Annotated in this window: 11 protein-coding genes; all 11 read right to left on the bottom strand. The window is 66.9% G+C overall.

Translation table 11 applies throughout. From position 1 onward, the window contains the following. Positions 1-25: 25 nt before the first annotated feature. The 11 genes from N1F89_RS00165 to N1F89_RS00115 all read right to left on the bottom strand — a co-directional run bounded on the left by N1F89_RS00165 (position 26) and on the right by N1F89_RS00115 (position 12955). Positions 26-1477, bottom strand: coding sequence for an amidase (locus N1F89_RS00165; protein ID WP_290080356.1), 1452 nt, complete (start codon positions 1475-1477; stop codon positions 26-28). 9 nt (positions 1478-1486) lie between these two features. After that, positions 1487-2500, bottom strand: a complete 1014-nt coding sequence (locus N1F89_RS00160; protein ID WP_290080355.1) for an ABC transporter substrate-binding protein — start codon at positions 2498-2500, stop codon at positions 1487-1489. Between the two features lie 54 nt (positions 2501-2554). After that, on the bottom strand, positions 2555-3370 hold the full coding sequence (locus tag N1F89_RS00155; protein WP_290080353.1) for an ABC transporter permease: 816 nt from the start codon (positions 3368-3370) through the stop codon (positions 2555-2557). Positions 3371-3401: 31 nt separating this feature from the next. Continuing rightward, on the bottom strand, positions 3402-4712 hold the full coding sequence (locus N1F89_RS00150) for an ATP-binding cassette domain-containing protein (protein WP_290080351.1): 1311 nt from the start codon (positions 4710-4712) through the stop codon (positions 3402-3404). Next, a complete protein-coding gene (locus N1F89_RS00145; protein ID WP_290080348.1) occupies positions 4709-7018 on the bottom strand; it encodes a xanthine dehydrogenase family protein molybdopterin-binding subunit in 2310 nt (769 codons plus the stop codon). The genes N1F89_RS00150 and N1F89_RS00145 overlap by 4 nt, the downstream gene beginning before the upstream one ends. Continuing rightward, on the bottom strand, positions 7015-7488 hold the full coding sequence (locus tag N1F89_RS00140) for a (2Fe-2S)-binding protein (protein ID WP_290080347.1): 474 nt from the start codon (positions 7486-7488) through the stop codon (positions 7015-7017). The genes N1F89_RS00145 and N1F89_RS00140 overlap by 4 nt, the downstream gene beginning before the upstream one ends. Further along, positions 7481-8338 (bottom strand): xanthine dehydrogenase family protein subunit M, encoded by an 858-nt coding sequence (locus tag N1F89_RS00135; RefSeq protein ID WP_290080345.1) that lies wholly within the window; start codon positions 8336-8338, stop codon positions 7481-7483. Before N1F89_RS00135 ends, N1F89_RS00140 begins: the two co-directional genes overlap by 8 nt. Next, positions 8335-9222 carry an ABC transporter substrate-binding protein gene (locus N1F89_RS00130; RefSeq protein ID WP_290080343.1) on the bottom strand — a complete coding sequence of 296 codons (888 nt, stop codon included), beginning with the start codon at positions 9220-9222 and terminating at the stop codon, positions 8335-8337. The genes N1F89_RS00135 and N1F89_RS00130 overlap by 4 nt, the downstream gene beginning before the upstream one ends. A 93-nt stretch (positions 9223-9315) precedes the next feature. Further along, on the bottom strand, positions 9316-10395 hold the full coding sequence (locus tag N1F89_RS00125; protein WP_290080341.1) for a hypothetical protein: 1080 nt from the start codon (positions 10393-10395) through the stop codon (positions 9316-9318). Between the two features lie 454 nt (positions 10396-10849). Then, the gene (locus N1F89_RS00120) at positions 10850-11740 is read right to left on the bottom strand and encodes a CehA/McbA family metallohydrolase (protein ID WP_290080340.1); all 891 of its coding nucleotides are present in this window, start codon (positions 11738-11740) and stop codon (positions 10850-10852) included. A gap of 81 nt (positions 11741-11821) precedes the next feature. Beyond that, a complete protein-coding gene (locus N1F89_RS00115) occupies positions 11822-12955 on the bottom strand; it encodes an ABC transporter ATP-binding protein (RefSeq protein WP_290080339.1) in 1134 nt (377 codons plus the stop codon).

Raw genomic sequence — 12955 nt, 5'->3', positions numbered from 1 at the left:
GCTCCGGTCCGTCCCGAGTTCGGTCTCAGGCTTGTGCGGCGACGCCGACGGGCGGCCAGCGGTGGTGCCAAGGGGCTGCGCTCTCGAATGTGGCGCAGGCACGCAGCACGCGCGCGTCATCGAGCCGCCGTCCGATGATCTGCATCCCGACGGGCAACCCGTTGTCGGTCCAGCCGGCCGGAACCGACGCTGCCGGCATCCCGCACATGTTTACCGGGAAGGTGAAGGGGATCCATTCCATCGGCCGCACGATCCGACCGTTTATCCGCTCCGGACCCTGATAATGGACCGGGAAAGGCGGCACGGCGACGGTGGGCGTGACCAGGAGATCGAATTTCTGCGTCAGGTCGACCATGCCGGCCCAGACCTTGCGCCGGATCATCTCTGCATTGGTGAAATCCTCGTCGACCATCCGGCGTCGAACCACATCGACCAGATGCGGTGACATCTCGTGGCCATGCTCCTCCACCAACTCGCGCACTTGGCGCAGATCGAGCCCGAACGCACAAAGGGTGAGAAAGGCGTCCCACGGATCGGGCCATGGAGCTTCGAAGGTCTCCACGGTACAGCCGAGATCGCGTTCGAAAACCGTCACCGAGCGATCGACGATCCGCGTCACAGCGGGATCGACCGGCGCATAGCCGAAATCGGAGCTGTAGCCGACGACCAGGCCTTCGAGGTCCCCCTCGATGGCGGCGAGCCAGTCGATCCCCGCGTCGGGCAGTGACTGGCGGTCGCGCGGATCATAGCGGGCGATGGCATTCATCATCAGCGCCGCATCCGCCACCGTGCGCGTCATCGGACCCGCCTGCGACATCGCATCGGCGCGGGCATCCACCGGCACCCGTCCGGCGGACGGCTTGAACCCGAAGATGCCGCAGTGGGCGGAAGGAATGCGGATCGAGCCGGCCCGGTCCGTTCCAAGTGCAATCGGCACCTGCCCCGACGCCACGGCCGAGCCCGAACCCGAGCTCGAACCGCCCGGCGTGAGCGACGTGTCCCAGGGATTGGTGGTCGTGGGAAAGGCCGGATTGTGTCCCACCGAACTGAAGCCGAACTCCGGTGAGTTGGTCTTGCCGATGGGGATGGCCCCACCGGCAAGCGTCAACTCGACCACCGGGTCGTCGACCGCGACGACCCTGTCCCGGAACGGAACCGAGCCGAAGCTGGTCGGGAAGCCCTTCATATGCAGCAGGTCCTTCACCCCCACGGGCACCCCGGCCAACGGGCCGAGGTCGTCGCCCGCCAGGATCCTGCGCTCGGCCTCCCTGGCGCGCTGGCGCGCCGTCTCGAAGGTCAGCAGCGAGAAGGAATGCAGCTGCGGCTCCAATGCTTCGGTGCGATGAATGAAAGCCTCCGTCACCTCCACCGGCGAAAGCTCTCGGGCCTTCATTCGCGCGGCGAGATCGATGGCGGTGGAGCGACAGATCTCGCCGGCATGGCCATGCTGCCCGGGGAGCGCCTTCGTGTTGCTCATGTCCGCAACCTACCTGTACTCGTTGGTGAAGACGTCGCCCGCGTCGACCTCGTCTTCAAGAAGATCGCGCGCGTACAGGAAATCGGCCAGCTGCTGCAGTTCGCCGATGTCGAGATACCCCAGACCATGTTCAGCGGTTGCCTCGGTCTCGCGCATCGGCGCCACCGTCTTCATGGTCAGCTCCTGCGAAGCGCGGTTCAGCGCAGGCTCTGCCTCGATGAGGAAATCGAGCGCCTCCTGCGGATGCTCCTTGCTGTATTCAAATCCCTTGCGAAGGGCGCGCAGGAACGCTTTCAACACCTCCGGGTTCGTCTCAGCGAAGTCGCGGTTGGTGATCAGCGTCATGAACGGGAAATCGATCCCCCCGTGCTCGCGGTACTCCATCAGGACCGGCTTCATGCCGTTGGCCTTCAGCTGATCCACTTCGTACCAGGGCACGGCGGAAGCACCGTCGAGCTTCTTCTCGCCAACCATCTGGCCGCCGTTGAAACCCGGGTTGAAAATCTCGACGTCATCGCGCGTCAACCCGGCGTTATCCAGAACGGCGTCGAAGAGAGTCTGATCGATCGGCAACGGCGTCAGGCCGATCCGCTTGCCCTTCAGGTCGGCCGGAGTGGCGATGTTGGCCTCGTCCTCGAGCGACACGATCCCCATCGGGTTGATCTGGTACTTCGCCCAGATGCCCATGACGGGAATCCCTTTCGCATGAGCCAGCAGGATGTCGGGTGGATAGCTGATGCCGATGTCGGCATCGCCGATCCCCACGAGCGTCACCGCATTGGCCGCGTCCTGCGAGCTGCGGATCGTGACCTCGATCCCCTCCTCCTCGAAGAAGCCCTTGGCCTGTGCGGTGTAGAGCGGAAGATCCGCAGCCGAGGGTGCGAACGCCTGCTGATACTGGATCGTCGTCTTGTCCTGGGCCTGTGTGGGCAGGGCCAGCCCGCCCAGCGCCATCAGAGCGAACGTTGCCACGCCGGCCAGCTTGCGGGCGCCGGGTGAGAACCTGCGAGTATCGCGCAACATTGAAATTCCCTCCTGTGTCGGTTTCGTTTTGTTGTTTGGTCGTTGTCTTGCCGGTCACCCGGTTTGCCGCGTCTGCTTGAAGGACAGACGCTTCCAAGGCAGAGCCCAGTACTCGATCAGGGCGACGACGCCGTAGAACACGGCGCCCAGCAGCGCGAGGCCAAGAATGTCGGCCATCACCCGGTCCGTCTGGAACTGGCTGCGAGCAATGATGATGTGTCCGGCGATGCCGTCGCCTCCAGCGACGAACTCGCCCACGACCGATCCTATGACGGCCAGCACGCTGCCCGTCCGCAGGCCGGCAAAGATGGTCGGCAAGGCCGATGGGAACATCAGCTTCCGGAAGATCGTGAGCCGGGAAGCCGGCAGCGCACGCATCAGTTCGATCGTCGAGCCGCGAACCGATCTGAAACCGAGCACCGAGCTGACGACGATCGGGAAGAACGACACGATTGCCGCGATCGCGACCTTCACAGCCGCACCGAAGCCCAGCCAGATGATCAACAGCGGCGCCACCGCGATCACGGGGATCGTCTGCGACGCGATCACGAGCGGATAGATCCCCCGCCCCAGGGTGGGAAGCAGGACGATCAGCGTGGCCAGGCCGATACCGACGACGGAGGCTATGAGAAATCCGCCCACGAACGATGTTGCCGTTATCAGGCCAGCCTTCGCGATCTCGGCGAAATTGGAGAAGAAGGTGGCGAGAACCGCGCCTGGCGTCGGCAGAACGAAGGGCCGGACGTCGAAGGCCTCGACCGCCAGATGCCAAAGCGCGACGAACGCCGCCAGAACCAGAATGGCCGGTAGAACTTCCCGGAAAACCGCACCCGCATTGAAGAATGCCGGATAGGGGATAGGCTTCAACATGATCGTTTCCTGACTGCGTGGTCCGGGGGCATCATCGGCTGGAGTTCCTGGGGTGGATCGCCTTGAGCAGATCGCGTTTGAGCGCTCCAAAGCGGGGGTCCACGACGATTTCTTCAAAGTTGCGCGGGCGATCGAACTCGGAAGCCCGTTCGAGGGCGATGCGTCCGGGACGCGAGGACATGACCATGATCCGGTCCGAGAGGAATATCGCCTCGTCGACGTCGTGGGTTATGAGCAGCAAGGTCTGATCGAGCTGCGCGCGCATCTCGAGCAACCATTGCTGCATCTCGCCCCGGGTGATCGCGTCGAGCGCGCCAAAGGGCTCGTCGAGCAGCACCAGCGGCCGGTCCAGCATCAGCGTGCGCACGAAGGCCACACGCTGGCGCATCCCGCCCGATAGAGCGTTCGGGTAGTGATGCTCGAAGTTGAGCAAGCCTGCGATTTCGAGCAGCTCCAGCGCCCGCATGCTGTCGGCCTTCGTCGTGCCGCCCTTCAGCACCTCCGGGCCCAAGAGCACGTTTTCCAGCACCGTGCGCCAAGGCAGAAGCTCGTCGCTCTGCATCATCAGCCCGGTCTTGCCCGGCCTGCCGATGATGTTCTCCCCGTCGATCGTTATGCGACCGCTCTTGCAGGGCAGAAGGCCGGCGGCGATATGCAGCAAGGTGCTCTTGCCGCAGCCCGAAGGCCCGAGGATCGTGACGACCTCCCCGCGGCGCAAGTCGAACGACACGTCCTCGATCACCGGGAGCGTCTTCCCGCCCGGCAGCGCGTACTCGAAGCTGATGTTCTCGAGCGAACAGGCCAGGTCGGACGGTGCCGGGGGCTGCGACGCGCTGCGCGTCCGCACCCGATGCGGCTCGGGCGTCTGCTCCTGCTCGCCCCGGTCGTCCGGTTGCGCCTCGGAAAGCCGCCGCGAAAGCGCTTCGGCGAACTGACGAGCCTGTTTCTCGGCTGTCTTCTTCATGATGCCGAGACCGAATTTGCCCAGCCGCCCCGTCACCGAGACCGTGGTGCTGTACCGCAGCTCCGTCTGCTCGGCGGTCAGCGGCTCGAGCGTCATCAACGCATTGGCGTTGACCATGCTCGCGCGCGACCCTTCCTCGCCCCGTATCGTGGCGGATACCGATTCATTCTCCGTCGTCTCGTCGATCTCGACCACAACATCGAAACTGGGGGCTATCGGGCCGATCTTTATGCCAACCTTGCCGCGATACGTCGTCGGCGAGACCCGCTCGATATCGGTGGCGCCAGGTATGCAGGAATTCATCACCGCCGGATCGAAAAGGGCAGTCCAGACCTCATCTGCCGGCGCGTCCACGCTCACCGAACCTTCTATTTTCATTCGCTTTCCTCGCCGTCGATAGCCGTCAGCACACGCTCGGGCGTCAGGGGCAGTCGGCGGATGCGCTTGCCCGTGGCCTGCGCGACCGCGTTGGCGATCGCCGCTGGAATTCCGACCGTCGGCATCTCGCCCAGCCCCTTGGCGCCGAAAGGCCCTGTCGGATCGGGCTCCTCGACGAGAATGGGAAAAATCTCGGGAGCCTCATGCGCGCCGGGAAGGCGATAGTCGGCGAATGAGGGGTTGGCGAGACGGCCATCGTCGTCCCAGACCATCTGCTCGCAGAGCGCCAGTCCCAGGCCGTGCACGAGGCCGCCCTCGATCTGGCCCTCGGCGAGCGTCGGATTGATCGCCTGGCCGACGTCATGCGCCGACCATGCCCGCACGACCCGCACCGTGCCGAGTATCTCGTCGACCTCCACCTCGGCGCATTGCGCACCGAATGCGTAGCCGCCGATATTGCCGAAGGCCATGCCCTCGACCCGCACGTTCGCGCGGTCGATCGGCGGACCGTCATAGACGAGCGAGCCGGTGCCGATCAGCGGCCCGCCGGTCCGGAACATCGACCGCATGGCCACATCGGCGAAGGTGACGCTCTTGTTGGTGCCGGTCGCGGCGATCACCCCGCCGGGCCGGATCTCCATGGTGTCGGGGTCCGCCTCGAGCATCTCGGCCGCATGCTCGACCATGCATGTGCGCAGGTTTTCGGTCGCCTGGACGACGGCCCGCCCGGTCATGTAGGTGGTCCGGCTGGCTGCCGTCTTCCAGTTGAAAGGCGCAGCGTCGCTGTTCACGCCGGTGCGTGCGATCATTTCGGCCGGCAGCTTGAGTATGTCGGCGCACATCTGGGTGAGCACCGTGCCCGACCCCTGCCCGATGTCGATCGCGCCGACCCCGAGAACGACGCTGCCGTCACCACGCAGTTGCACGCTTGCCGACGTGCCGAGCAGACCGCAGGTATGGGCCAATCCTGCATAGCCGACACCGCGGCGGATATGCGGTGCGGCGGGCGGCAGCGCCGGTGCGGATTCGCGCGCGGCACGCAGCTGTCTGAGGCATTCGGTCATCGCGCCGGTCTGGATAGGCTGACCGCCGAACCAGGTGTCGCCCGGCTGCAGCGCGTTCTTCAGCCGCAGGTCCACGGGATCGATCCCCGACATCAGCGCCAGCTCATCGAGCTGGGACTCCGAGGCGAAGGTGATCTGCGGGTTGCCGAAGCCGCGATAGGAACCGGCGCGCAGCTTGTTGGTATAGACCACCCGCCCCCGCGCCCGCATGACGGGGATGCGGTAGGGCCCGCGTGAAAGCAACACGGCCAACGACAGGACGTTGGGGCTCTCGTCGGCGTAGGCGCCGCCGTCGAGCGTGATCCGGACATCGCGCGCCAGCAAACGGCCTTCCGCGTCGCATCCCGTCTTGATCCAGATGCGTGCCGGATGACGGGATTTCTGGATCTCCATGTCGGTGATGCGCGACAGGACCAGCTTCACCGGCCGGCGGGTCACCCGCGCCAGCCACGCCGCGATGGAATGGATGTTGGTGTGGTGTTTGCCGCCGAAGCCGCCGCCAACCTCGGCAGCGACCGCGCGCACCTGCGACATCGGGACGTCGAGTTCCTCAGCCACACGGGCCTGAAGCATGTGAACCGACTGCACCGAAGCCGTTACAACGATCCGGTCGTTCTCGTCGATTTCGGCCAGAACGCCGTTCGGCTCCATGTACCCGTGGTGCTGGGCCTGGGTCTCGAAGACCGCCTCGGCCACATGGGCGCAATTGGCGAACGCCTCGTCCGGATCGCCATCCGCCATCTCCGTTTCCCACACGACGTTGCCGTGCGGCGTGCCCGGCAGCGTTTTCACGTAGCTGCTCAGGTCCTCGTGGATTATCGGCGCGTCCGGCCTCAAAGCCGCATCGGGCGTGATGACCGGTTCGAGCGGTTCGTAGTCGACCTCGATCAACTGGGCCGCACGCTCCGCTGTTTCCTGGTCCACCGCCGCGACCGCGGCGACCGGTTCGCCCATGTAGCGCACCTTGCCCACCGCGATCATCGTCTCGTCACGCAACGTGCCGCCGACCCGGCGAAACGCGTAGTCGGCACCGGTGACGATCGCTCTCACCCCCTCGAGTTCGAGGGCGCGACTGAGGTCGTAGCCCTTGATCCGGGCAGAAGCGTAGGGGCTCTGCGCGATGGCGGCATGCAGCATGCCGGGGCGCGACATATCATCGACATAGCGCGCCCGCCCGCTTGCCTTCCGTGGCCCGTCGAACCGGGGCACACGCGCTCCAACGCCCGCGTCGTCCTGAATCATTTGCGGTCCTTCACAACGGCCATGGCGGCATCGAGGATCTTGGAATAGCCGGTGCACCGGCAAAGCTGCCCTGAAAGGGATGCGCGCAGCGCGCTGCGGTCGGGCGCCGGGTTGTCTCGCAAGAACGCTTCCAGGCTCATCACCATCCCTGGTGTGCAGAAACCGCATTGCATGGCGCCGTGATTGACGAACGCCTCCTGCAAGGCCGTCAGCCGACCCTGTTCGCCGATCCCTTCGATCGTGGTCACCTCGCGCTCGCCGACATTGGCCGCCAGCGTCAGGCACGCACGCGCCGGCGCACCGTCGATCCAGACCGTGCAGGCACCGCAGACACCCTGGTTGCAGCCGCGTTTGGCGCCGGTCAGCAGCAGGTCCTCACGCAGAAGCCGCAAGAGCGTGGCATCGCTCGGGACCGAAACCGCATGTCGGGCGCCGTTCACGGCGATCGTGAAGTCGATCTTCTCAGTCATTCTGCGTCTCGGCCTTCCGACGTGCGGCCTCTATGGCCCGGGCGACTAGCCTGGGAATGATCTTCAAGCGGTAGTCGCGGCTGGCGCGGAAATCGTCGAAGGGATCACAGGCATTGGCGAGCTCGGCACCGGTTCGCGCCAGGAGGTCCGGCGACAAGTCGGTGCCGACCAGCATCTGCTCCACCTGCGTCGAACGCACTGGCTCGGTGTTGCAACCGCCCACGGCGACGCGGGCGAAACTGCAAACATCATCCTTCACACCGATCAGCGCGGCCACCGATGCCACGGCATAATCGCCGTCGGTCAGCATGAACTTCTCGTAGTGCGCCCCCACCCCATCAGGCAACGCTGGCAGATCCACAGCGACGACGATCTCGCCTTGCTCGACTGCCGTCTCGAAGACGCCTTCGAAGAAATCCGCGCCGGCGACCACGCGCACGCCATCGGAGCCTGCGATCCGGATCGTCGCCTCGGCGCAAACGGCCAGCACCGGGAAATCGGCTGCCGGATCGGCCTGGCACAGCGAGCCGCCAATCGTGCCCTGGGTGCGTATCGCCGGATGCGCCACCACCGGTACGGCTTGCGCAAAGAGACTGGCGGCAGCGTTTTCGCGCGGCAGATCCGCAATCTCGCGGTAGGTGACCATCGCTCCGACCCGCAGCCCGCCCCCCTCGAGCGCCTCCACGCGACGCAGATCGGGCAGCAACCGCAGCGAGACCAGCAATTCCGGCTCGATCAGCCGGGCATTCATCATCGCCACCAGCGACTGCCCCCCTGCAAGGCAGTGGGCGCCCGGCGAGGTCAGCAACGACAAGGCCTCGTCGAGGCTTCGTGGCGTCTCCAACCTCATGATGCCGCTCCAGCCGCCTCGCGGGCCTGCCGCAGGGCGGCAGTGGCGATGATTTCTGCTGCCAGTGGTTCGTGTTCCAGCTCGAGCGCGCATTCCCGGCGCAGCGCCAGGGTCTCGCTCCAGCCGGCGAGCGACGGCTCCAGCCCCGCGACGGGCGCATCGACCAGCGCCTCCGCGACAGCGGGCGTGTAGCGCGCATCGAGCAGCGCCTGCACCGCCTCGTGGCGATTTCCCGGCGCCGCGGCCCATTGCGTCGCGTTCAACAGCGCGCGCAGATAGGCTGTGGCCAGATCACCGTTCGCGTCCAGCCAGGATTGCCTCGCAACCACGACCACTCCGGGATAGTCCGGCGCCATCTGCGCGCGGGTCCAGAGCGTGTGGAATCCCCTTGCCTGCAACAGCTCATCGAATGGCGGGATCAGGACGGACGAGCGCGAGCGACCCTTCATCATCGCCTCGAAGCGGTGCTTGACGCCGCCAACCAGGTCGAAGCTGCAGCTGCGCCAGTCGATCCCGGCCTGCATGAGCGCGCGGTAGAGCACGAGAACGAACCCGTTGTCGTCCGCGTCGATGGCAATGGGATGCCGTGCGACCTCCGCCATGCCGGCGTCGGCATCCGGGGCGACAAACCGCAGTTCGGTATGCTGCTCGAGCTGGGCGATGATGCGCAGGTCCGCTCCGAACTTCTGGTTCCAGAACAGAACGTTGTCCATGACGGCGATGCCCAGGTCCCGTTCGCCCGTGCTCAGGCTCTGCCCGATCTCATTCGAGGAAAGCGTCTGATGCGTTTCCACCGTCACGCCCTGCCGGGCGAAGGTGGATTGCCGCTCGGCCCAGACGACGGGGGCCGGCGGCACGAAAAGGATCTGGCTTATCGTCTTCACTTCCCCTCCCTTTCCTTCCTGAGATCCTCGTGCCGGGACACCCCGCCCCGCTTGCGCCGGGGCAATCGCAGGCGGGGGCCCAAGCAGGTTGGCTCAGCCGCGTTCTTCCTTGGGCACGATCTGCTCGGGCACGACGATGCGGCCCCTTTCGACCACGACCTTGCCGTCGAGTTCGATCGTGCAGTTTCGCATCGGCACGTCATAGTGGCCGCGTGTGGTTCGCTTGCCACCGCCCTGCGTGTTGGGACCGGTCGAGAACAAGAAGTTGCCCGGGAAGCAGCGCGAGGCGGCACGGCTGCGCTCGGGGGCGTCACCGTAGAGCGCGATCGAGTCCCACCGGCACTGCGGGTTCAACCCCCACCCCAGATGCGACAGCGCATACGGGTCGCGATCGCCTTCGAACTCTTCGCCGGCCTTCAGCCATTCCCGCATGAGCTCGGCATCCAGCCCCCCTTCGATAGCGGTGATGTGACCGTCCGCGATTTCCAGATGGATCGGATCCACCACATAGCGGCAATAAGGCAGGATCACGATATCGCCGGGCATGATGACGACCTTGCCGCGGGCGCTGCCTTCGTTCGGGAAAGTGTGGATCAGCCCGACCCCCCAGTGATCGAAACGCCCCGGTTCGTCCGCCATCCCGTATTGGCTCATCACGGGATACTCGCCGCAGGAGTAGTGCAGGTCGGTGCCGGAGTCGCTGGTGACACGGACGTTCTGCGTCCGCTCATACATTTCGTGGGCGTGCAGCACCGCCTCCTTGAGCCCCCTGGGCGATTGCAACTGCTCGAGATCGTCCGGCGCGTCGATGATCATCTGCACCCGCACGCCGGCCTGCTGCACCTCGCGCAGCCAGCTGGCGAAAAGCGGCACATGGAAAATCAGTATCATGTCGCAGGCCTTGAGCGCCTCCAGCGTGCCCTTGCACTGACCCACGGTCGGAACGCCCACCTTGGTCCAGCCGGGCACCGTATTGACGCACATCTCGTAAATATCGAAGCCGATTTCGTCGGCTGCGGCGAAGGCGGCGTGGATATACTCGCGCCTCGTCCCGATGTCCGAGACGATGGCCACGGTCTGGCCTTTGGTGACTTTGCAGAGGTCGAACTGTCGCTGGAACAGGCGAGCCAGCTTCTGGGGATTGAGCTCCTGGGTGCGGATTGCGGCTTCCATCGGTCAAAACCTCTCTCATTGTATGGGCACGTCGGCGGATGGTGCGGCAAAGCCCCAAAGACGAATGCTGTTCGTTTATATTCAGCACACGACCTGCCGCGGCGTCAATAACGAATTTACATCCGTTTTGAACCGATCGCTCTCAGACAAAGATTTCTCGTAAAAAGAAGCGGTTAACGCCGTTCAGAGCGTGGGACTGCACCCCTCGCAACGGGGTTCACGCGCGCCGGCTTCGACGCTTCGCGCCCTTGGCCCGCCGCGCAGGCTTCGCACACGCGCAGCGCCTCGCTAGCGGAAGCCCCCTCGGGGACTGCGCCGTGCCATCGGCGCGCGAAGGCCTTTGCCCGCACGACACGCCGCGGCGTCCGGGCGAAGCGTGTACCGGTCCGTCGGCCGCAAACGCGTCGGCCCTTCGATCCGCAGCCGCGCGGCGATGGCGCGAAAGGCCCGGTCCCTAGACCTTGAACGGGTTGCTCCAGGCGCGGCGGCCGCTGCGCTCGCCGATCACCAGCCGCGCCCAGCCGCCGGCGAACCTGTCGAGCGGCAGCCGCGCATGGGTGACGCCGTCGCCCATGACGACCGCCGAGCGGGCGCCCTGCCCGACCAGCCAGACGCTGTCGACCGGGCTCGTCTCGACGCTCAGCCGGTCGCCCTCGATGTCGGCGTGATGGATCTGCGGCCCCTGCGAGGCGTAGTAGGCGCCGGCCTTGAGCGCCGCCAGGATCGCCTCCGGCGTGTTCTCGGCCGCCTTGACCATCACCCAGCCGCGGCACGCCTCGCCCTGGTAGCGGTGCGCGTCGTCGGTCGCCAGCGCGCCGAGCGGCCGCCCGCGGTCGGCGAGCTGGTCGAGCAGATAGTCGCCCGCCCCGCGCCCGGTCTCCCAGTCGCACATCGCGTTGAACACCTCGACCGCGTGCACCGGCGGCAGCGCCGTCGCGTCCTCCACGGTCAGGCCGTACCAGCCGGGATGGGCGAGCGTCACGAAGGCGCCGGCGTCGAGCGCGCGCCGGGCGAGCCGCGCCGCCGTCTCGCCGTCGCCGGGCGGCGCGAAGTCGAGCGGCAGGCCGTTGGCCAGCAGGTGCCACGTCTCGCCGTTGGCCAGTCGCGGCGCGTGCAGCTCGGCGCCGATCAGCGTCGTGAAGCCGTCGCCGCGATAGGCGGCCGTGTCGACCAGCGGAAAGCCGAAGCGCTCCATGAAATGGTCGGTCAGGCTGATGAAGTCGTAGCCGGCGCGGCGGTAGAAGGCGCACACGCGCTCGGGCGTCGGATCGCCGTCCGAGCGCGAGGAGTGACAGTGCAGGTTGCCGCGCAGGAAGCTGCCGGGCGAGGTGAAGGCGTTGAGCATGGCGGGCTGTCTTTCCAGAGGGTTGGGGGCGAAGCGGCGGAGCGAAGCCGGTCTCGCGCTGCGGTGGCAGGCAGACCGGCGCTAGTGCTGGTGATGATGCGGGGCGAGCCGGCCGGTGCCGGCCGCCGGCTGGCCGGCGACCAGCGTCTGCAGCGAGACCGGCAGGTCGCCGGCGCGCTGCGCCGGCATCGGGCACAGATGCCCGTCGCGGTAGACGGCGAAGCGGCGCGGCCGCAGCGCGGCCCGCATCCCGGCCGTCCAGCCGGCGCCGGGCTCGGCGGTCGCCTTGAGGCGCCGGCCGTCGACCGTCTCGAGCTCGATCGCCAGATGGGCGCCGAAATCGGTCACCCGCAGCACGCGCGCGCCGCTCTCGTCTGTGGCGGCGACGAGGCCGAGGTCCTCCGGCCGCAGCGCCAGCCGCGCCGGTCCCTCGGCGAGCGCGGCCGGCAGCGCCATGCCGGCGGCGAGCAGCCGCCCGCCCTCTACCCGCGCGTCGATCAGGTTCATCCGGCCGATGAAGCCGGCGACGAACTCGGTGCGCGGCTGCCGGTAGACGACCTCCGGGCGGTCGACCTGCTCCAGCCGCCCCTCGCGCAGCACCGCGATGCGGTCGGCCAGCGCCAGCGCCTCGTCCTGGCCGTGCGTGACGAACACCATGGTGATGCCGGCGCGCCGCTGGATCTCGCGCACCTCCTCGCGCAGCCGCTCGCGCAGATGCTGGTCGAGGCTGGCGAAGGGCTCGTCGAGCAGCAGGATCTTCGGCTCCAGCACCAGCGAGCGGGCCAGCGCGACGCGCTGCTGCTGGCCGCCGGAAAGCTGCGTCGGGCGCCGCGCGCCGAGGCCGGCCAGCCCGACCATGTCGAGCGCCGCCTCGGTGCGCCGGCGCACCTCCGCGCGCGGCAGCCGCCGCAGCTTCAGCCCGAAGGCCACGTTGGCGAAGACGTTCATGTGCGTCCACAGCGCGTGGCTCTGGAACACCATGCCGGTCGGCCGCCGCTCCGGCGCCAGGCGGGTCACGTCGTCGCCGTCGATGAGCACCGCGCCGGCGCTCGGCTGCTCGAAGCCGCCGAGCATGCGCAGCACCGTCGACTTGCCCGAGCCGGACGGCCCGAGCAGGCACAGCAGCTCGCCGTCGCCGACCGTCAGCGACACGTCGTCGACGGCGCGTGTGGGGCCGAAGCGGCGGCCCAGATTGCGGGTTTCAAGCGTTGCCAT

Source organism: Aquibium sp. A9E412, assembly GCF_030398335.1.
GTDB lineage: Bacteria > Pseudomonadota > Alphaproteobacteria > Rhizobiales > Rhizobiaceae > A9E412.
The sequence above is the reverse complement of the archived record's forward strand: the minus strand, read 5'-3'. Positions and strand labels throughout refer to the sequence as shown.